General features: G+C 64.7%; 16 protein-coding genes. 13 read left to right on the forward strand and 3 right to left on the reverse strand.

Annotated features, from left to right (window positions below):
* The first annotated feature begins 2 nt into the window (after window positions 1-2).
* Both OKW27_RS10100 and OKW27_RS10105 read left to right on the forward strand, forming a co-directional pair.
* The gene (locus tag OKW27_RS10100; protein ID WP_429333375.1) at window positions 3-1,388 is read left to right on the forward strand and encodes a sensor histidine kinase; all 1,386 of its coding nucleotides are present in this window, start codon (window positions 3-5) and stop codon (window positions 1,386-1,388) included.
* A gap of 127 nt (window positions 1,389-1,515) precedes the next feature.
* Window positions 1,516-2,556: an ABC transporter substrate-binding protein gene (locus OKW27_RS10105; protein ID WP_429333376.1), complete on the forward strand. Its 1,041-nt coding sequence runs from the start codon at window positions 1,516-1,518 to the stop codon at window positions 2,554-2,556.
* Between the two features lie 153 nt (window positions 2,557-2,709).
* On the opposite strand, the gene OKW27_RS10110 is transcribed toward OKW27_RS10105, so the two are convergent.
* Window positions 2,710-3,549, reverse strand: coding sequence for a DNA-binding transcriptional regulator (locus OKW27_RS10110; RefSeq protein WP_429333377.1), 840 nt, complete (start codon window positions 3,547-3,549; stop codon window positions 2,710-2,712).
* 220 nt (window positions 3,550-3,769) lie between these two features.
* Between OKW27_RS10110 and OKW27_RS10115 the strand changes: the two genes are divergently transcribed.
* The 10 genes from OKW27_RS10115 to OKW27_RS10160 all read left to right on the forward strand — a co-directional run bounded on the left by OKW27_RS10115 (window position 3,770) and on the right by OKW27_RS10160 (window position 15,256).
* On the forward strand, window positions 3,770-5,632 hold the full coding sequence (locus OKW27_RS10115) for a bifunctional 3-(3-hydroxy-phenyl)propionate/3-hydroxycinnamic acid hydroxylase (RefSeq protein WP_429333378.1): 1,863 nt from the start codon (window positions 3,770-3,772) through the stop codon (window positions 5,630-5,632).
* Window position 5,633: 1 nt separating this feature from the next.
* Window positions 5,634-6,584, forward strand: a complete 951-nt coding sequence (locus tag OKW27_RS10120; protein WP_429333379.1) for a 3-carboxyethylcatechol 2,3-dioxygenase — start codon at window positions 5,634-5,636, stop codon at window positions 6,582-6,584.
* An 18-nt stretch (window positions 6,585-6,602) separates the two neighbouring features.
* Window positions 6,603-7,412 (forward strand): 2-keto-4-pentenoate hydratase, encoded by an 810-nt coding sequence (locus OKW27_RS10125; RefSeq protein WP_429333380.1) that lies wholly within the window; start codon window positions 6,603-6,605, stop codon window positions 7,410-7,412.
* 35 nt (window positions 7,413-7,447) lie between these two features.
* Window positions 7,448-8,398: an acetaldehyde dehydrogenase (acetylating) gene (locus OKW27_RS10130; RefSeq protein WP_429333381.1), complete on the forward strand. Its 951-nt coding sequence runs from the start codon at window positions 7,448-7,450 to the stop codon at window positions 8,396-8,398.
* A gap of 13 nt (window positions 8,399-8,411) precedes the next feature.
* Window positions 8,412-9,443 (forward strand): 4-hydroxy-2-oxovalerate aldolase, encoded by a 1,032-nt coding sequence (dmpG, locus tag OKW27_RS10135; protein ID WP_429333382.1) that lies wholly within the window; start codon window positions 8,412-8,414, stop codon window positions 9,441-9,443.
* Between the two features lie 101 nt (window positions 9,444-9,544).
* Window positions 9,545-10,807 carry a 3-(3-hydroxy-phenyl)propionate transporter MhpT gene (gene mhpT, locus OKW27_RS10140; RefSeq protein ID WP_429333383.1) on the forward strand — a complete coding sequence of 421 codons (1,263 nt, stop codon included), beginning with the start codon at window positions 9,545-9,547 and terminating at the stop codon, window positions 10,805-10,807.
* Between the two features lie 81 nt (window positions 10,808-10,888).
* Entirely contained in the window at window positions 10,889-11,773 is an 885-nt protein-coding gene (locus OKW27_RS10145; protein WP_429333384.1) for an alpha/beta fold hydrolase, read from the forward strand.
* A gap of 191 nt (window positions 11,774-11,964) precedes the next feature.
* Entirely contained in the window at window positions 11,965-12,216 is a 252-nt protein-coding gene (locus OKW27_RS10150; protein WP_184011680.1) for an AbrB/MazE/SpoVT family DNA-binding domain-containing protein, read from the forward strand.
* The gene (locus OKW27_RS10155) at window positions 12,210-12,560 is read left to right on the forward strand and encodes a type II toxin-antitoxin system ChpB family toxin (RefSeq protein WP_090807495.1); all 351 of its coding nucleotides are present in this window, start codon (window positions 12,210-12,212) and stop codon (window positions 12,558-12,560) included. Before OKW27_RS10150 ends, OKW27_RS10155 begins: the two co-directional genes overlap by 7 nt.
* A gap of 467 nt (window positions 12,561-13,027) precedes the next feature.
* Window positions 13,028-15,256 (forward strand): NADP-dependent isocitrate dehydrogenase, encoded by a 2,229-nt coding sequence (locus tag OKW27_RS10160; RefSeq protein ID WP_429333385.1) that lies wholly within the window; start codon window positions 13,028-13,030, stop codon window positions 15,254-15,256.
* Between the two features lie 188 nt (window positions 15,257-15,444).
* Here the strand turns inward: OKW27_RS10160 and OKW27_RS10165 are convergent, their stop codons facing one another.
* Both OKW27_RS10165 and OKW27_RS10170 read right to left on the reverse strand, forming a co-directional pair.
* A complete protein-coding gene (locus OKW27_RS10165; RefSeq protein ID WP_090807491.1) occupies window positions 15,445-15,672 on the reverse strand; it encodes a hypothetical protein in 228 nt (75 codons plus the stop codon).
* 361 nt (window positions 15,673-16,033) lie between these two features.
* Window positions 16,034-16,930: a LysR family transcriptional regulator gene (locus OKW27_RS10170; protein WP_429333386.1), complete on the reverse strand. Its 897-nt coding sequence runs from the start codon at window positions 16,928-16,930 to the stop codon at window positions 16,034-16,036.
* A gap of 98 nt (window positions 16,931-17,028) precedes the next feature.
* Between OKW27_RS10170 and OKW27_RS10175 the strand changes: the two genes are divergently transcribed.
* The gene (locus OKW27_RS10175; RefSeq protein ID WP_429333387.1) at window positions 17,029-18,333 is read left to right on the forward strand and encodes a CitMHS family transporter; all 1,305 of its coding nucleotides are present in this window, start codon (window positions 17,029-17,031) and stop codon (window positions 18,331-18,333) included.
* The last annotated feature ends 10 nt before the right edge of the window (window positions 18,334-18,343 follow it).

Genomic DNA, 18,343 nt, shown 5'->3' on the forward strand with positions numbered 1-18,343 from the left:
CGATGGCCAATAGCCTACGCATACGCCTGCTGTGGTGGCTGCTCGTCCCGCTCGCGCTTTATGTGTTCGTGACCGGCAAGACCGAGTACGACAACGCGCGGCACACCGCGAATCTGGTGCAGGACAATCAGCTGGTCGCGTCGGCGCGGATGATCGCGGGCGAGGTCGAATGGAGCGACGGCTTTCTGCGTGTCGATGTGCCGCCCGCCGCGCTCGAGATCTTCGCATCGCCATATCGCGACCAGGTGTTCTATAGCGTGCGTGTCGACGAGGGGCGGCTGCTCGCGGGTACGCCTGATTTCCCGCCGCGTCCGCTGCGGGCGCCCGACGTGCCGGATTCGTACTACACGCAGTTGCACGGCCAGCAGGTGCGCGCTGTCGACATCGTGCGGCTCATGTACGACAACGGCGCGACGCGTCCCGTGCGTGTGACGGTCGGCAAGACCGTGCGCTCGCGCGATGCGATGACGCAACAGCTGTGGCGGCCGCAACTCGTGCGCCAGTTCGAAATGATCGCGCTGGCGGTGGCGCTCGTTTGCATCGGGCTCACGTTCGAGTTGCGGCCGTTGATGAAGGTGAAAGACGAGGTGGCCGACCGCGATCCGATGCAGCTCGAACCGATTCGCGTCGAGCGTCTGCATACGGAACTGCGGCCCATCGTCGATGCGATCAATCAGTGCATCGCGCGGCTCGGCGTGCAGGTGGCGGCGCAGCGGCGCTTTATCGCCGACGCCGCGCATCAGTTGCGCACGCCGCTCACGCTGCTCGGCACGCAACTGCAATTCGCGCGGCAGCAGGAAGGCCTCAATCCCGCGCTCGACGAAGCGCTTGCCGCGATGCATCGCAGCAACCGGTCGATGGTCGGGCTCACCAACAAGCTGCTTTTGCTCGCGCAGGCCGAGGCCGCCGACAACTCGCAGCTCGCCATGGAACGCGTCGATCTGGTGCCGCTCGCGATGGAGGTCGTCGAAGACCTCGGCCTGCTCGCGCAGGCACGTGAAATCGATCTGGGCGCGGAATTGCACGGCGCGGCGCCGGTGCTCGGACATCTCGGCTTGTTGCAGGCACTGATCGCGAATCTCGCCGAGAACGCGATTCGCTATACGGGCAGCGGTGGTCACGTGACGGTCGCCGTGAACGCTGATACCGCGGCCAATGCGGTGACGGTCAGCGTGACCGACAACGGCCCCGGCATTCCGGCCGAATCGCGCAGCCGCGTGTTCGAGCCGTTCTTTCGTGCATCGACGGATACCGAGGGCACGGGCCTCGGTCTTGCGATCGTGCGCGAAATCGCGGACGCCCATCACGGCGAGATCACGCTGAAGGCGGGCGAGGGCGGCAAGGGTGTGCATATCGCCGTGACGTTTCCGCGCGCAACGCCGAAGTGATCGGGATAAACCCGAGGTTTGCGCAACATGCACAGCCGGGAAAAGCATCGGGAAGGGTTCGCACCTTCAAAATCACGGGCAGGCGACCCGCGCGGCGCCCAGACGCAAGATAACGGAGACAGCCCCAATGAAGCTTTCCTTGACGCGTTTCTCGCGCGCGGCCTATGCCGCCGTCGCGGCGTCGCTCGCGCTGTGCGCGCTCGCGAGACTCGCGACGTCTGCGCAAGCCGCCGCGCCGGAGAAACTCGCGATCATGGTGGGCGGTACCAACAAGCTCATCTATCTGCCGGCGCGTCTTGCCGAACAGCTCGGCTATTTCAAGGCCGAAGGGCTCGACGTCGAACTGCTGTCGCAGCCGACTGGAATAGACGGCGAAAACGAAATGCTCGCGGGCGCGGTGCAGGGCGTGGTCGGCTTCTACGATCACACGATCGATCTGCAGACACGCGGCAAGGAAGTGAAGACGATCGTCGTGTTCAGCCAGGTGCCCGGCGAAGTGCAACTGGTCGCGGCGAAATCGGCCGATTCGATCCGGAGCATGGCCGACGTGCGCGGTAAAACGCTCGGCGTGACGGGGCTCGGCTCGTCGACGAGTTTTCTCACGCAGTACCTCGCACAGCGCGCGGGCGTGCGGTCCACGCAATACACGCTGCTGCCGGTCGGCGCGGACAGCAGTTTCATCGCGGCGATGCGGCAAGGACGCATTCACGCGGGTATGACGACCGAGCCGACCGTTACTCAACTATTGAAAGCGGGCGACGCCAAAGTACTCGTCGACATGCGCAATGTCGATGGCACGCGCGCCGCGCTCGGCGGCATGTATCCCGCGTCGAGCCTCTACGTGCAAAGCACGTGGCTCGACGCGCATGCCGACGAAGCCGCGAAACTCGCGCGCGCATTCGTCAAGACGCTGCGCTATATGCACACCCACAGCGCGGAACAAATCGCCGCGCAGATGCCAAAAGAAGACATCGGCAACGACAGGGCGCTGTATATCAGCGCATTGCAGGCCTCGCTGCCGATGTACACCGTCGACGGCAAGATGCCAGCCGACGGTCCGCAGACGGTGCTGAAGGTACTGTCGAGCTTCAATCCGGCGGTGAAGGGGCGGCATATCGATCTGTCGCGCACGTTTACCGATCAGTTCGTCGATGAGGTGAAGCATTGAAAGCGGGCTGACCGCGGGGGTCGCTTCGAGCACAAGATGAAGCTTCACAATGGTTACGTCGTCGCGACGACGTTTGGCGCGAAGAACCAGTCGCAATTGACGACGGGTATTCGCACGCGATTCTGAGTTGCTGGACGGCTTGCGAATGCCACCTCACGACTTCCGCTCGCGTCCCGCACGCGTCTTGCCCGCTCCGCTGCTCGCGCGGGTCTGCGCCGCGAGTTCCTCGACCATCTCCCGCGCGGCCGTCTGCAACTCGGGCACATAGCGCCGCTTCGCTTCCGCGAGCGACACCGCGCGCGACAGGAACACTACGTTCAAGCTCGCGAGCACGCGTTCCTCGAACACGATCGCGACGGCGACCGCGCCGATCTTCCCCTGATCCGCCCAGTCGCCGTGATTCGAGCCGAACCCATCCGCGCGCACGCGTCGCACGAGACTGCGAATCAACGCGTCGTTCGACGCGAGCGCCTTCTGCTCCTCGCCGCCCGCGCCCGCGCGCAGCAGATCGAGAATGTCCTCGCGCTCCTCGTCGGGGCACATCGCGAAGTACGCGCGACCCGCCGCGGTCAGCAGGATCGGCAAACGGCGGCCGACCATCGCGCGATGAAACGACAGCGGACTGAAGCGGTGCGTGGTCTCGCGGACGATCATCGCGTCGCCGTCGGGCGTGGTCAGATCGGACGGCCACGCGACGCGTTGCAGCAGACGCCCCATCACCGGCGGCGCGATCGTCGCGATACGTTCGTCGTCGGTGAAGCCTTCGCTCAGCGCGCGCACCTTCAGCGTGAGCCGGAAGCTGTCGTCCGACGCGCTGCGCCGCACGAAGCCTTCCTCCATCAACGTTTCGAGCAGCCGCCGCGCGGTGGTGCGATGCAGGCCGGTCAGCTCGCTGATCTGCTGGCTCGTCGCGCGGCCGCTGTCCATCGAGTTGAGCGCCTGCAGCACCTGCAAGCCGCGCGACAGACCTCGCACATTCGTGTATTTGGTCACTTGAAACCTCAATCAAATCAACTATGTGCATTCTATGCACAATTTCCAGATTTTGTTGAGCGGGCAGGTGGCCGGTCCTAGACTGCCAACAAATCAACGATTTCATGGAGACGCAAGCTGTTGTCCGCAGGCGATTTTTCGCCATGGCGACAGCCGGTTCCCGCCGCCGCGCTCCGTGAATATCTCGACCCGGTCACTCTGGTCGACATACGGAGACAACATGCCCCAACCGCTCGACCCGGTGGCCGCGCAAGGCCACAGTGGACCCGTCACCACCGACGTCGCGATCATCGGCGCCGGCCCGGTCGGTTTGATGATCGCCAACTATCTCGGCCTGCAGGGCGTGCGCGTCGTGCTGATCGAAAAGCTCGACGGGATCATCGACTATCCGCGCGCAATCGGCCTCGATGACGAAGCGCTGCGCGTGTTTCAGTCCGTCGGCCTCGCCGATGCATTGCTGCCGCACACGACCCCCGATCACTGGATGCGCTTCGTCACGAGCAACGGTCACTGCTTCGCATCGATCGAGCCGCGCACCGACGAATTCGGCTGGTCGCGCCGCAACGCGTTCATTCAGCCGCTGGCCGATCGCGTGTTGTACGACGGCCTGCAACGCTTCCCGCACGTCGAGGTGCTGTTCGGCCACACGGTCGACTCGTTCACGCAGGACGGCAGCGGCGTCACGATCGAAGCGCAACACGCGCAGAGCGGCCGCCGCACGATCCGCGCGTCGTACATGGTCGGTGCGGACGGCGGCAACAGCTTCGTGCGCCGCACCCTCGACGTGCCGTTCGAGGGCCGCACGAAACCGAATCAGTGGATCGTCGTCGACGTGCGCAACGACCCGATCGGCTCGCCGCACGTGTACATGCATTGCGATCCGCGGCGCCCGTATGTGTCGGCCGCGCTGCCGCACGGGATTCGCCGCTTCGAATTCATGGTGATGCCCGGCGAGACCGAGGAAGAGCTGTCGAAGCCGCAGAACATGGCCGCGCTGATCCGCAAGGTGGTCGCCGAGCCGGAGAAGGTCGACTACATCCGCAAGCGCGTCTATACGCACAACGCGCGCCTCGCGAGCAGCTTCCGCGTGAAGCGCGTGCTGCTCGCCGGCGACGCCGCGCACATCATGCCTGTGTGGCAGGGCCAGGGCTACAACAGCGGTATTCGCGACGCGAGCAACCTCGGCTGGAAACTCGCGATGGTGGTCGAGGGCGTCGCCGGCGATGCGCTGCTCGATAGCTACACCGCCGAGCGCCGTTCGCATGCGCGCTCGATGATCCACCTCTCTGAGGTCGCGGGCGACATCTTCGCGCCGATGAGCCGCTTCGGCATCAAGTTTCGCGACGCGTTCGTGCGTACGTTCAACTGGTTCCCGGCGGTCAAGCGCTACTTCGTCGAAATGCGTTTCAAGCCGATGCCACGCTATGAAAGCGGCGTCGTATTGCTGGCGCGCACGCCGCGCAAGCATGGCTGGCTCGCGCGCGTGCTCAAACGCTCGGGGCATTCGGCGCCGGGCCGCCTGCTCGGTCTGATGAGCGAGAAGCGCGAGTCGCGGCTCGGCCGTCTGGTGTATGGACGCGACCCGCATTGTCATTCGCCGGTCGGCCGCATGTTCATTCAACCGCGCGTGCGCACTGAGAGCGGCGAGGTCGTGCGACTCGACGATGTGCTCGGCAACCGCTTCGCGATCGTCGGCTGGGGCGCGGAACCGACCTTCGGTTTGTCGGAGCAGGCGCGTGCGATCTGGCGGCGGCTCGGCGGCTGCTTCGTGGTCGCGAAGCCGGACACGCAGCTGTCTTTCCATGACGACGTGCCAGAAGACGTCATCGCGATCGGCGATGTGAACACGCGGCTGAAGGACTGGTTCACGCGAGTGCCGGAATCGGTCGTGCTGTTGCGTCCCGATCGTTTCGTCGCGGGCATGGGCTCGCCGCAGCAGGTGTCGCAACTCGTCGTCGAACTCGCGCAGCAGCTGCATCTCGACCTGGCGGGGCGGGCCGACGTGGCCGGTTCTGGCAACGAAGCAGCGTTCGCGCCCGATGCCGTCGCCACTTTCGCCACCGCAGCAACCGCCGGAGCCTGATATGCCGATGCTGCTCGAATGCCTTTCGCACACGCCGTTGCACGGCTATTACGATCCCGCGCCCGAAGTCGTCGCGGAAGTCGAGCGCGTGCATGCGGCAGCGCGTGCGCGCGTCGTCGAGTTCGATCCCGAACTGGTCGTCGTGTTCGCGCCCGATCATTACAACGGTTTCTTCTATGACGTGATGCCGCCGTTTTGCATCGGCGCATCGGCGAGCGCGATCGGCGACTTCAAGAGCCTCGCCGGTCCGCTGGAGGTGCCCGTCCATACCGCGCTCGACCTTGCCGAAGCGGTGCTCGCGAGCGACGTCGACGTCGCCGTCTCGTACCGCATGCAGGTCGATCACGGTTGCGCGCAAGCGCTGGAGATTCTGACGGGCGGCCTCGATCGATATCCGGTCGTGCCGGTATTCATCAATTCGGTGGCCGCGCCGATGGCTTCATGCCGCCGCGCGCGTCTGCTCGGCGATGCGTTGGGTCGAGCGCTCGCACGCTCGAAGCAACGCGTGCTCGTGATCGGCTCGGGCGGCATTTCGCACGAGCCGCCGGTGCCGGAACTCGCGGGCGCGAGCGAGGAAGTCGCCGAGCGTCTGATCGCGGGCCGCAATCCGTCGGCCGAATCGCGTGCGGCGCGTGAGGCGCGCACGACCGCGGCGGCGCGCGCGTTCGCCGCGGGCGACAGCCGTCTGCATCCGCTCAATCCGGAATGGGATCGCGCGTTCCTGAAGCTGCTCGAAGACGGCGAACTCACCGCGCTCGACGGTTTGACCAACCGCGCGATCACGCGCGAGGCCGGCAAGTCCGCGCACGAAATCCGCACGTGGATCGCCGCGTTCGGCGCACTGAACGCGAGCGGCCCGTATCGCGCGTCGCTCGATTACTACCGTCCGATCCCCGAATGGATCGCGGGCTTTGGCGCGATGCACGCGCGACCCGTGACGGCCCACGTCTAACCGAATCAGGAACCCGCTATGACCACTCAAAGCAATATAGACGCGCTCGCCCTGCGCCTGCGCGAATCGGAACGTACGCGCGCGACCATCGCGCCGTTGCGCGACGACCGGCGTTTCGTCGAACTGTCGAACCCGGCCGACGCCGAGGAGCTCGCGTACGCGGTGCAGCAGGCCAACGTGGCCGCGCGCATCGCGGCGGGCGAGCGCGTCGTCGGACGCAAGATCGGACTTACGTCGCCGGCGGTGCAGCGTCAACTCGGTGTCGACCAGCCTGACTTCGGCGCGCTGTTCGCATCGATGGCGTATGGCGACGGCCAGTCGATTCCTCTCGAGCAGTTGATTCAGCCGAAGGTCGAAGCGGAGATCGCGCTCGTGCTCGAACACGATCTGCTGTACGAGCGGCACACGTACGCCGATCTGATGCGCGCAACCGCGTATGCGGTCGCGGCGATCGAAGTGGTGGACAGCCGCATCGAAGGCTGGAACATCCGTTTCGTCGATACGGTCGCGGACAACGCGTCGAGTGCGCGCTTTGTGCTCGGCAGCCGGCCGGTCCTGCTGCGCGATATTGATCTCGCGGCCTGCGCAATGACGCTATCGAAGGATGCGGAAGTCCTGTCGCGCGGCAATGGCGCCGCGTGTCTCGGCAATCCGCTGAATGCCGCCGCCTGGCTCGCGGATCGCATGGTCCGGCTCGGCACGCCGCTGCGTGCCGGCGACGTGCTGATGACGGGCGCTTTGGGCCCGATGGTCGCCGTCAAGGAGCCGGGCACCTACTGCGCGCAGATCGAAGGTCTCGGCAACGTCCGCGCGACTTTTTCCGCATAAAGCATGCACTCGCAAGCACACGATTGGGAACTCATATGGCAAGCGAAAAACTGAAGGCCGCGATCATCGGCTCCGGCAACATCGGCACCGATCTGATGATCAAGATCCTGCGTCACGGCAAGCATCTCGAAGTCGCGGCGATGGTCGGCATCGATCCGAACTCCGACGGCCTCGCGCGCGCCGCGCGGCTTGGCGTCGCGACCACGCATGATGGTGTCGAAGGTCTGACTCGTCTACCCGTGTTCAACGACATCGACTTCGTGTTCGACGCGACCTCGGCCGGCGCACACGTCAAGAACGATGCGCTGTTGCGAAAGCTGAAGCCTTCGATTCGCGTGATCGATCTGACGCCGGCGGCGATCGGCCCGTACTGCGTGCCGGTGGTGAATCTCGACACGCATCTCGACGCGCCGAACGTGAACATGGTCACGTGCGGCGGACAGGCGACCATTCCGATGGTCGCGGCCGTGTCGCGCGTCGCGAAGGTGCATTACGCGGAGATCGTCGCGTCGATCAGCAGCAAGTCAGCGGGCCCAGGCACGCGCGCGAACATCGATGAATTCACCGAGACCACGTCGAAGGCGATCGAAGTGGTCGGCGGCGCCGCGAAGGGCAAGGCGATCATCGTACTCAACCCGGCCGAGCCGCCGGTGATGATGCGCGACACGGTCTATACGCTGTCAGAGCTGACCGACCTCGACAAGGTCGAGCAGTCGATCGAGCAGATGGCCGCCGCGGTGCAGGCGTACGTGCCGGGCTATCGCCTGAAGCAGAAGGTGCAGTTCGACGAAATCAGCGCGAGCGCGCCGCTGAACATTCCGGGCCTCGGCAAGTTCAGCGGTCTGAAGACCTCGATCTTCATCGAGGTGGAAGGCGCCGCGCACTATCTGCCCGCCTACGCGGGCAATCTCGACATCATGACTTCGGCCGCGCTCGCGACCGCGGAGCGCATGGCGCAGGCGCTCGTGCAGGCATCAGAGGCTTAAGGAGACTTCCCGCATGGACAAGAAACTGTATATCTCCGACGTGACGCTGCGCGACGGCAGCCACGCCATTCGTCACCAGTACTCGATCCAGAACGTGCAGGGCATCGCACGCGCATTGGACCGCGCAAAGGTGGACAGCATCGAAGTTGCCCACGGCGATGGCCTGCAGGGTTCGAGCTTCAACTACGGCTTCGGCGCGCACAGCGACCTCGAATGGATCGAAGCGGTGGCTGACGTGGTCGAGCACGCTCAGATCGCGACCCTGCTGCTGCCTGGCATCGGCACGATCCACGATCTGAAGGCCGCATACAACGCGGGCGCTCGCGTGGTGCGCGTCGCCACGCATTGCACGGAAGCGGACATCTCGAAGCAACACATCGAATACGCGCGCGAACTCGGCATGGACACGGTCGGCTTCCTGATGATGAGCCACATGACCACGCCGGAGAACCTCGCCATCGAAGCGAAGAAGATGGAGAGCTACGGCGCGACCTGCATCTATGTGGTCGACTCGGGCGGCGCGCTGACGATGAACGACGTGCGCGACCGCTTCCGCGCGGTGAAGGCGGTGCTGAAACCCGAAACGCAGACGGGCATGCACGCGCACCACAACCTGTCGCTGGGCGTGGCCAACTCGATGGTCGCGGTCGAAGAGGGCTGCGACCGTATCGATGCATCGCTCGCGGGCATGGGCGCCGGCGCGGGCAACGCGCCGCTCGAAGTGTTCATCGCGGCGGCCGAGCGCATGGGCTGGAATCACGGCACCGACCTCTACACGCTGATGGACGCCGCCGACGACATCGTGCGTCCGCTGCAGGACCGGCCGGTGCGCGTCGATCGCGAAACGCTCGCGCTCGGCTATGCGGGGGTGTATTCGAGCTTCCTGCGCCACTCGGAAGTGGCCGCGAAGAAATACGGCCTGAAGACCGTGGACATTCTCGTCGAGCTGGGCAAACGCCGCATGGTGGGCGGCCAGGAAGACATGATCGTCGACGTCGCACTGGATCTGAAGCGCGCGCACGCAACCGACGCTGTGGCTTCATGACCCGGACGCTGCGCGACGGTGCCGCATGCCGCGCGCGCAGCGTTCATTTCATCCAGCAAGGTCGCCGCAAGAGCGACGCTGACTCAACATTGGAGACTTTTATGCGGCAGTCAACGCAAGCAACGCAAACAACACAGTCGACGAAACCTCTTGCCGGCGGCGCGCTGACGATCGGGCTCTGCCTGATCGTCGCGCTGCTCGAAGGCGTGGACCTGCAATCGACCGGCCTCGCGGCACCGCGCATGGCGCGTGAATTTCATCTCGCGGTCGCGCAGATGGGCTGGGCGTTCAGCATCGGCGCGTTCGGGCTGCTGCCAGGAGCCGCGATCGGCGGACGTCTCGCCGACCGGCTCGGGCGCAAGCGCGTGCTGATGTGGTCGGTCGCGCTATTCGGCATCTTCTCGCTCGCGACCGCGCAGGTGTGGGACCTGAACAGCCTGCTCGCCGCGCGCTTTCTGACCGGCCTCGGTCTTGGCGCAGCGATGCCGAATCTGATCGCGCTGTGCTCGGAAGCGGCGCCGCCCCATCAGCGCAACACCGCGGTCGGCGCCATGTATTGCGGCATGCCGTTCGGCGCGGCGCTCGCGGCGGTGGTCGGCATCATCAGCCCGGGCGACGCGGGCTGGCGGCATATCTTCTACGTCGGCGGCTTCGGGCCGTTGCTGGTGCTGCCGCTGCTTGCGCTGTTCCTGCGCGAGTCGGCGCAGTTCGTCGCGGCGCGTGCAACCAAAGGCGCGCGACGCGATGCGTCGGCGAGCGTGACGCACGCGCTGTGGCAGGAAGGACGCGCGGGCACGACGATCGCGTTGTGGATCAGCTATCTCGGCACGCTGATCGTGCTGTATTTCCTGATCAACTGGCTGCCGTCGCTCGTCTTGACTCGCGGTCTGACGCGCGTCCAGTCCGGTGTCGTACAGATGATGTTCAACATCGGCGGCGGCATCGGCGCGATCGTGATCGCCGGCATGATGGACCGGATGGGCCGGCGCCGCACGGTCGCGGGCATGTATGTCGGCATCGTCGTTGCGCTCGGCGCGTTGCTGAGCGCGCATGGCGGCACGTCGATGGCGTGGGGCGGTCTGCTCGCGGGGCTGTTCCTGGTTGGCGGCCAGTCGGTGTTGTATGCGCTGGCGAGCAGCCTGTACCCGACCGAAGTGCGTGGCACCGGCGTCGGCGCGGCCGTGGCGGTGGGCCGTCTCGGCTCGATCCTCGGACCGTTGATCGCGGGGCAACTGCTCGCGATCGGTCAGGGTGCGAGCGTGCTGCTCGGCGCGAGCATTCCGCTGATCGCGGTCGCCGCGATTGGCGCGTGGCTCGTCGTGAATCGCTCGACACTTCGTTATACCCCGGTGGCCGCGCAATAGCTTTGCAGCCCGAAATACCGCGCGGGTCCGCCGTCAACGGCGACTCGCGGTCACTTGATCCGTGAAACAAAGGAATTCGACATGAGCAACACCAACACGCAAGCAGCGGCGATCACCGAGGAAGCGACCAGCCGATTCGTCCGCATCACCGAAGACGGCCGCGAGATGCAGCTCCACTACAACGACGTGGGGCAGGGTGCGAAAACGGTCGTGATGCTGCACGGCTCGGGACCGGGCGCGACCGGCTGGGCCAACTTCAATCGGAACGTCGAGCCGCTCGTCGCGGCGGGCTATCGCGTGATCCTGATGGACTGCCTCGGTTGGGGCAAGAGCGACCCGATCGTCTGCAAGGGCTCGCGCTCAGAACTGAATGCGCGCTGCCTGAAGGCGCTGCTCGATGCGCTCGATATCGAACGCGCGCATATCATCGGCAACTCGATGGGTGGGCATAGCGCGGTCGCGTTCGCGCTCGCCGAGCCGCAACGCGTCGGCAAGCTCGTGCTGATGGGCGGCGGCACCGGCGGCCCGAGCCAGTTCGTGCCGATGCCGACCGAAGGCATCAAGCTGCTGCAAGGGCTGTACCGCAACCCGACCATCGAGAACCTGCAGCGCATGATGAGCGTCTTCGTGTTCGACACGAAGGCGTTGACCGAAGAACTGATGCAAGCGCGCCTCGCGAACATGCTGGCGCGCCGCGATCACCTCGAGAACTTCGTCGCGAGCCTCGCCGCGAATCCGAAGCAGTTCAACGACTACGGGCCGCGCCTTGGCGAAGTAACCGCGCCGACGCTCGTGATCTGGGGTCGCGACGATCGTTTCGTGCCGATGGACATCGGCCTGCGGCTCGTTGCCGGGATGCCGAACGCCGATCTGCATGTGTTCGGCCGCTGCGGGCATTGGGCGCAGTGGGAGCATGCGGACAAGTTCAACCGGATGGTGGGGGAGTTCCTGGGACGCGGGCAATAAGCAGGGTTGTCGTTGTGGGCGACTGGTGCGTCGTTGCGGCGGCGGGCTGGTTGCCTCGTTTAGGTTTGGGTTCCTTTCTTCGCCGACTAACAGGCGATTTCAAGATCAAAAATGTAGAGTCAATGTAGATACGGGCGACTTGCTGTTTTCGCCGTGAGTATCTACAATGGATATACATTTGGAGCTGGGATATGGAACTCAAGATTCAGAAGTGGGGCAACAGCGCTGCAGTACGGTTGCCTACCGTGTTGTTAGAGCAAATTCATGCGTCGGTGGGCAGCTCGCTGAACGCGGACGTGCGCCCCGAGGGGGTGTTGCTTACGCCTGCGCGTCGCAAGTATTCACTGGATGAACTCGTCGCGCAGTGCGATCCGAAGGCGCCACCGCCAGCCGATCTCGACGTCTGGAGTGAAGTCAAACCGGCGGGGCGCGAAGCATGGTAAGGCGCATCAAGTTCGAGCGCGGCGATATCGTGCGCGTGAGCCTGAATCCGACGCCTGGCAAGGAGCAGCAAGGCGATTTCCGTCCCGCGCTGGTTTTGTCGCCTGCCGCATTCAATGCTCTTGGGGTCGCGCTCGTTGCGCCGATCACGCAGGGGGGGGAGTTCGCTCGATACGCTGGGTTCGCGGTACCGCTCTCGGGTTCGGGAACAGGGACTCAGGGGGTGGCTCTGGTGAATATGGTGCGCACTCTGGACCTCGAGGCCCGTGGCGCACGCAAAGTCGAGCGCGCTCCGGCCGAGGTAGTCGAGGACGCGCTCGCCCGACTTCAAACGATTCTGGAATGACGGGAAAGACGATACGAACTAAACCAATCCGCGGCGAGCGACCCCATCACTTCGCCGCCGGCATCCGAGTCACACTCTTCGGCACCCGCCCATCACTACCCGCGGCGTCGTCCGCTGGAGGGCAGCCGTCACGGCTCGGTGGCGGCATTTGCGGCTCGTCAATGCGACCAATTCGCATTCATCCAAAAATAATATTCCTCAAGTCATCTATAAGATATCTGTCTTAAGACCGGGGTAATCGGCGGCAAACCCTTGCCAGTCCTAGATCGACCCGTTTGGGTAGGGTCTCGCGACCTGTTTGTCTAGTCACATTTAGTGGAAAACGCGCATATACTCTCGGTCGTATCGCAAAACGAAGGTCGCGGGGTTGCGTCGTGCCGAACTGACGCCGTCAGCCGTCGCGTCACGGTTTGCGCTGGCCTCGACTGCCAACGCTCTGTCTATCACTTCCTAGCAAAGCATTAATCATGTCCACACCGCCGAAGATCATCTACACCCTGACCGACGAAGCGCCCGCACTGGCGACGTACTCGCTGCTGCCGATCGTCAAGGCGTTCACGCGCTCGTCCGACGTGCTCGTCGAAACGCGCGACATCTCGCTCGCCGGCCGGATCATTGCCGCATTTCCGGACTACCTGAGCGCGGAGCAGAAGGCTTCCGACGATCTGGCGGAGCTCGGTAGACTCACCATGCGCCCGGAAGCGAACATCATCAAGCTGCCGAACATCAGCGCGTCGGTGCCGCAGTTGAAGGCCGCGATCGCCGAGCTGCGCGACCAGGGCTATAAGCTGCCGTCGTACCCGGACGTCGCGACGACCGACGCCGAGAAGGACGTCAAGGCCCGCTACGACAAGATCAAGGGCAGCGCGGTGAACCCGGTGCTGCGCGAAGGCAATTCGGACCGCCGCGCGCCGTTGTCGGTGAAGAACTACGCGCGCAAGCATCCGCACAAGATGGGCGCATGGAGCGCGGACTCGAAGTCGCACGTCTCGCACATGAGCGATGGCGATTTCTACGGCAGCGAGAAGTCGGCGCTGGTCGCCCAGGCCGGTAGCGTGAAGATCGAACTGGCCGCCGCCGACGGCACGATCACGATCCTGAAGGCGAAGACGCCGGTGCAGGCAGGCGAAATCATCGACGCGTCGGTGCTGAGCAAGAACGCGCTGCGCAGCTTCATCGAAGCGCAGATCGCCGAGGCGAAGGCGAACGGCGTGCTGTTCTCGGTGCACCTGAAGGCCACGATGATGAAGGTCTCGGACCCGATCATCTTCGGTCACGTGGTGTCGGTGTTCTACAAGGACGTGCTCGCGAAGCATGCGGAAGCACTGGCCAAGGTCGGCTTCAACCCGAACAACGGTATCGGCGACCTGTACGCGCGTCTGAAGGATCTGCCGGCCGAAACGGCCGCGGCGATCGAAGCCGACATCGAGGCGCAGTACGAACAGCGTCCGCCGCTCGCGATGGTCAACTCGGACAAGGGCATCACGAGCCTGCACGTGCCGAGCGACGTGATCGTCGACGCATCGATGCCGGCGATGATCCGCGAGTCGGGCAAGATGTGGGGCGCCGATGGCGCGCTGCACGACGCGAAGGCGGTGATTCCGGACCGTTGCTACGCCGGTGTGTACCAGGCGGTGATCGAAGACTGCAAGAAGCACGGTGCGTTCGACCCGGTCACGATGGGCACGGTGCCGAACGTCGGGCTGATGGCCCAAGCCGCCGAAGAATACGGTTCACACGACAAGACGTTCCAGATCCCGGCGAACGGCGTGGTCCGCGTCACCGACGAAGCCGGCGCGGTGCTGCTCGAGCAGCCGGTGGAACAGGGCGACATCTTCCGTATGTGCCAGACCAAGGACGCGCCGGTCCGCGACTGGGTCAAACTCGCGGTGAACCGCGCCCGCGCTTCCAACACGCCGGCCGTATTCTGGCTCGACGCGGCGCGCGCGCACGATGCGCAGATCATCAGGAAGGTCGAGCAGTACCTGAAGGATCACGACACGAACGGTCTCGACATCCGCGTGATGACGCCGGTCGAAGCGACGAAGTTCTCGGTCGAGCGCATCCGCGCCGGCAAGGACACGATCTCGGTCACCGGCAACGTGCTGCGCGACTACCTGACCGACCTGTTCCCGATCATGGAACTGGGCACCAGCGCGAAGATGCTGTCGATCGTTCCGCTGATGGCCGGTGGCGGCATGTTCGAAACCGGCGCGGGCGGTTCGGCGCCGAAGCACGTGCAGCAGCTGGTCGAGGAAGGCTTCCTGCGCTGGGATTCGCTCGGTGAATTCCTCGCGCTGGCGGCATCGCTCGAGCATTTGGGCACCGCGTATCACAACCCGAAGGCGCAGATTCTTGCGAAGACGCTCGATCAGGCGACTGGCAAGTTCCTCGACAACGACAAGTCGCCGGCGCGCAAGGTCGGCGGTATCGACAACCGCGGCAGCCACTTCTACCTCGCGATGTACTGGGCCGAAGCACTGGCCGCGCAAACCGACGATGCCGCGCTGCAGGCGCAGTTCGCGGGCGTCGCGCAAGCGATGGCCGACAACGAGGCGAAGATCGTCGCGGAACTCGGCGCGGCGCAGGGCAAGCCGGTGGATATCGGCGGCTACTACCGTCCGAACGTCGAGCTGACTAGCAAGGCGATGCGCCCGAGCGTGACGCTGAACGCAATCGTCGATTCGGTGGCTTGAGCTCGCGCGGGCGACTGATGCGGTAAGCGCCGCGGCCGCACCTGCGCTGGCCCCGAAAGCCGCGCGGTAAGCACGCAGCACAACCGCGGCCAAAGCCGCAAGCAGGACCGCAAATACGACAATGGCGCCTTCGGGCGCCATTGTCGTTTCTACTGTCACTGCTACGTCGCCGTCGGTCATGCCCGTCCTTATACGTGAACGATTTCCCACTCGGCGAGCTTCTCCGGAATCTCGAGCGTCGACGTGTCGAGCTCCGACAGATGCTCGCAGCTCAGACCGCGCGCGAGGTCGTCGGCGGCCTGTTGCGGGCTCGAGAATTCTCCGAGCGTTTCGTTGCCGTAGGTGGCTTCCCAGCCGTCCTGACCCGGCAGAATGTAGAACGCTCCCTGCGTCGAACCAAAGCGAAAGCCTTTCATTTTTAGTCTCCCAGTTGCCAATAAAAAAAGCCGCGATTCGTGACGGCTTCTTCGCAATCTGCGGGATTTGGGTGGCCATGTCGCGAGGCCCCTCGAATCCGACTGCGTGAAGCGCGTGCTCTTGTGAAAGAGTCTACGTCAGCGAATCGGCGGGCAATTGGGCGTCGAGCCGGTCTTTATATTAAAAATATCTGTGTAAAAACAATGGCTTGTGCGATCCGTTTTGCGATGTGCAACGCCGCCGGGCATCGTGAAATGGCCGCTTTGTGCCCCGCAACATGATTTTTTACGACGCGCGGCATCGTTTCGTATCGTGAAAATTAGGGGCTGCGCGCCACGCGCGAAACGACGCTGTGCGGCCCTATGACGCGCCGAGCCGTTCGATCAGCATCGCGACGAAGGTCTCGGTCACCGGCGGCAAGGTTCGGCCGCGCTTTTTGATCAGCGCGATGCGCCGCGTGAACGCGGCTTCGTCGATCGGCGGCGCGACCAGCTCGGGCTCCGCGCGTACCTCGCGCGCCGACGCCGGCAGGATCGTGATGCCGAGCCCGGCGCGCGCCATCGCTACCGCGCTCATCATGTAGGTCGGTTCGCAGGCGATGCGCGGCTCACATTGCGCGTCGGCGAACGCGCTGTCGACGACCGCTCGCACGCTCGTGCCCTGCGCGGTCAGCACGAGCGGCTCGCTGGCGAGATCGGCGAGCGTGACGGGCTGGCGCCGCCGCGCGAGCGCGTGCTGCTTCGGCAGCACGGCGACGAGCCGGTCGAGGCCCGCATGCAGTACCTCGAGCCCGCTGTCGTTCAGCTCGCCGCCCGTCAGTCCGATATCGGCTTCCTCGTTGCGCACCAACGTGTTGACCATGCTCGCGACGACATCGCGCACCTCGAAGCCGACGCGCGGCACGGCTTTTCTCAGCGCCTGCACGAGCTCGGGCAGCACGCTCGCCGCGTAGGTCGGCAGACACGCGATGCGCACCGTGCCGCTCCCGCCTTCGCCGAGCGCGCGCGCATCGAGCAGCACGTGCTCCATGTCGTGCAGCGATTTCTGCAGCACGGGCAGCAGCTCGCGGCCGGTCGGCGTCAGGGCGACGTTGCGGCTGTTGCGATCGAACAGGCGCAGGCCGACCGTTTCCTCGAGCCGGCGAATCTGCACCGTCAACGCCGGTTGCGACAGATGCAGCCGCGCGGCCGCACGCGTGAAGCTGCCCGTTTGCGCGACCGCGATAAACGCGCGGATGTCCCGGAGATTCAGATCCATGATGATTTGTGATTGCTGCAATCAATTCATTTCAATTGCATTATTGCTGCCCCGAACTTACGCTCGATCACACTAAAAAACAACCTGGAGACAAGCTCATGCTGCCATTGCTGGGGCTGGCTACCATCGTCGTGCTGCTCGGCGCGATCCTGTCCAAACGCATGTCGCCGCTCGTCGCGCTGATCATCGTGCCGCTCGCGGCCTCGCTGCTCGGCGGCTTCGGCTTGCAGACGAGCAAGTTCGTCGTCGATGGCCTCAAGAGCCTCGCGCCCGTCGTCTGCATGTTCGTCTTCGCGATCCTGTACTTCGGCACGATCACCGACGCCGGTACGCTCGACCCGATCATCGAGCGCATCCTGCGCGCGGTCGGCACACGGCCCCCGCGCATCGTGATGGGCACCACGCTGCTCGCGCTGCTGATCCACCTCGACGGCTCCGGCGCCGTCTGCTTCCTCGTCACGATTCCGGCGATGCTGCCGCTCTACGACCGCCTGAAGATGGACCGGCGCGTGCTCGCCGCGGCGGTATCGATGGCGGCCGGCATCAATTTCCTGCCATGGACGGGGCCGATGATCCGCGCGTCCGCGTCGCTGCATCTGCCGATCTCGGCGTTGTTCAATCCGCTTATTCCGGTGCAGGCGATCGGCCTCGTATTTGTGTTCTCGATGGCGTACTGGCTCGGGCGGCGCGAGGAAAAGCGCCTCGGTCTCAACGCTGCGAGCGGTTCCGTGCCGATGCCCCAACGCGAACTGACGCCGGAACAACAGGCGCTGCGCCGCCCGCAAAACTTCTGGTTCAACATCGTGCTGACGCTCGTCGTGCTCGGCACGATGGTCGTGATGGGCGAGAAGATTCCGCCGGCGATCATGTTCATGGTGGGCCTGTGCATCGCATTGATGGTCAACTATCCGAATGTGGACATGCAGCGCAAACGGATCGACGCGCATGCGCGCGCCGCGCTGATGATGGCCGGCATCCTGCTCGCGGCCGGCGTGTTCACCGGCGTGATGCAGGGCAGCGGCATGCTGAAGGCGATGGCGCAGGCGGCCGTCGGCTTCGTGCCGCCGGCGATGGCGACTCATATTCCGATCGTGCTCGGCCTGCTGTCGATGCCGCTCAGCATGCTGTTCGATCCCGATTCGTTTTATTTCGGTGTACTGCCGGTGATCGCGGAAGTGGCCGGCCAGCTCGGCGTGCCGGCGGTGCACGTCGGTCAGGCCGCGTTGCTCGGACAGATGACCACCGGTTTTCCGGTCAGTCCGCTCACGCCCGCGACGTTCCTCGTGGTCGGGCTGTGCGGTATCGATCTGGCCGATCATCAACGATTCACGTTTCCCCTGCTGTTCGGCGCGTCGGTCGTGATGACGATCGCGTGCGTCGTGCTCGGGATCTTTCCACTGTGAGCTTCACTGA

The organism is Paraburkholderia sp. 35.1 (genome assembly GCF_050436525.1).
In the GTDB taxonomy this organism is placed as follows: Bacteria; Pseudomonadota; Gammaproteobacteria; order Burkholderiales; family Burkholderiaceae; genus Paraburkholderia; species Paraburkholderia tuberum.

Bases quoted from the DNA above. Each gene is read 5' to 3' on its own strand.
- OKW27_RS10145 (WP_429333384.1), top strand. From the start codon at position 10,889: ATGAGCAACACCAACACGCAAGCAGCGGCGATCACCGAGGAAGCGACC.
- OKW27_RS10100 (WP_429333375.1), top strand. From the start codon at position 3: ATGGCCAATAGCCTACGCATACGCCTGCTGTGGTGGCTGCTCGTCCCG.
- OKW27_RS10125 (WP_429333380.1), top strand. From the start codon at position 6,603: ATGACCACTCAAAGCAATATAGACGCGCTCGCCCTGCGCCTGCGCGAA.
- OKW27_RS10105 (WP_429333376.1), top strand. From the start codon at position 1,516: ATGAAGCTTTCCTTGACGCGTTTCTCGCGCGCGGCCTATGCCGCCGTC.
- OKW27_RS10175 (WP_429333387.1), top strand. From the start codon at position 17,029: ATGCTGCCATTGCTGGGGCTGGCTACCATCGTCGTGCTGCTCGGCGCG.
- mhpT (WP_429333383.1), top strand. From the start codon at position 9,545: ATGCGGCAGTCAACGCAAGCAACGCAAACAACACAGTCGACGAAACCT.
- OKW27_RS10170 (WP_429333386.1), bottom strand. From the start codon at position 16,930: ATGGATCTGAATCTCCGGGACATCCGCGCGTTTATCGCGGTCGCGCAA.
- OKW27_RS10150 (WP_184011680.1), top strand. From the start codon at position 11,965: ATGGAACTCAAGATTCAGAAGTGGGGCAACAGCGCTGCAGTACGGTTG.
- OKW27_RS10130 (WP_429333381.1), top strand. From the start codon at position 7,448: ATGGCAAGCGAAAAACTGAAGGCCGCGATCATCGGCTCCGGCAACATC.
- OKW27_RS10115 (WP_429333378.1), top strand. From the start codon at position 3,770: ATGCCCCAACCGCTCGACCCGGTGGCCGCGCAAGGCCACAGTGGACCC.
- dmpG (WP_429333382.1), top strand. From the start codon at position 8,412: ATGGACAAGAAACTGTATATCTCCGACGTGACGCTGCGCGACGGCAGC.
- OKW27_RS10120 (WP_429333379.1), top strand. From the start codon at position 5,634: ATGCCGATGCTGCTCGAATGCCTTTCGCACACGCCGTTGCACGGCTAT.
- OKW27_RS10155 (WP_090807495.1), top strand. From the start codon at position 12,210: ATGGTAAGGCGCATCAAGTTCGAGCGCGGCGATATCGTGCGCGTGAGC.
- OKW27_RS10160 (WP_429333385.1), top strand. From the start codon at position 13,028: ATGTCCACACCGCCGAAGATCATCTACACCCTGACCGACGAAGCGCCC.
- OKW27_RS10165 (WP_090807491.1), bottom strand. From the start codon at position 15,672: ATGAAAGGCTTTCGCTTTGGTTCGACGCAGGGAGCGTTCTACATTCTG.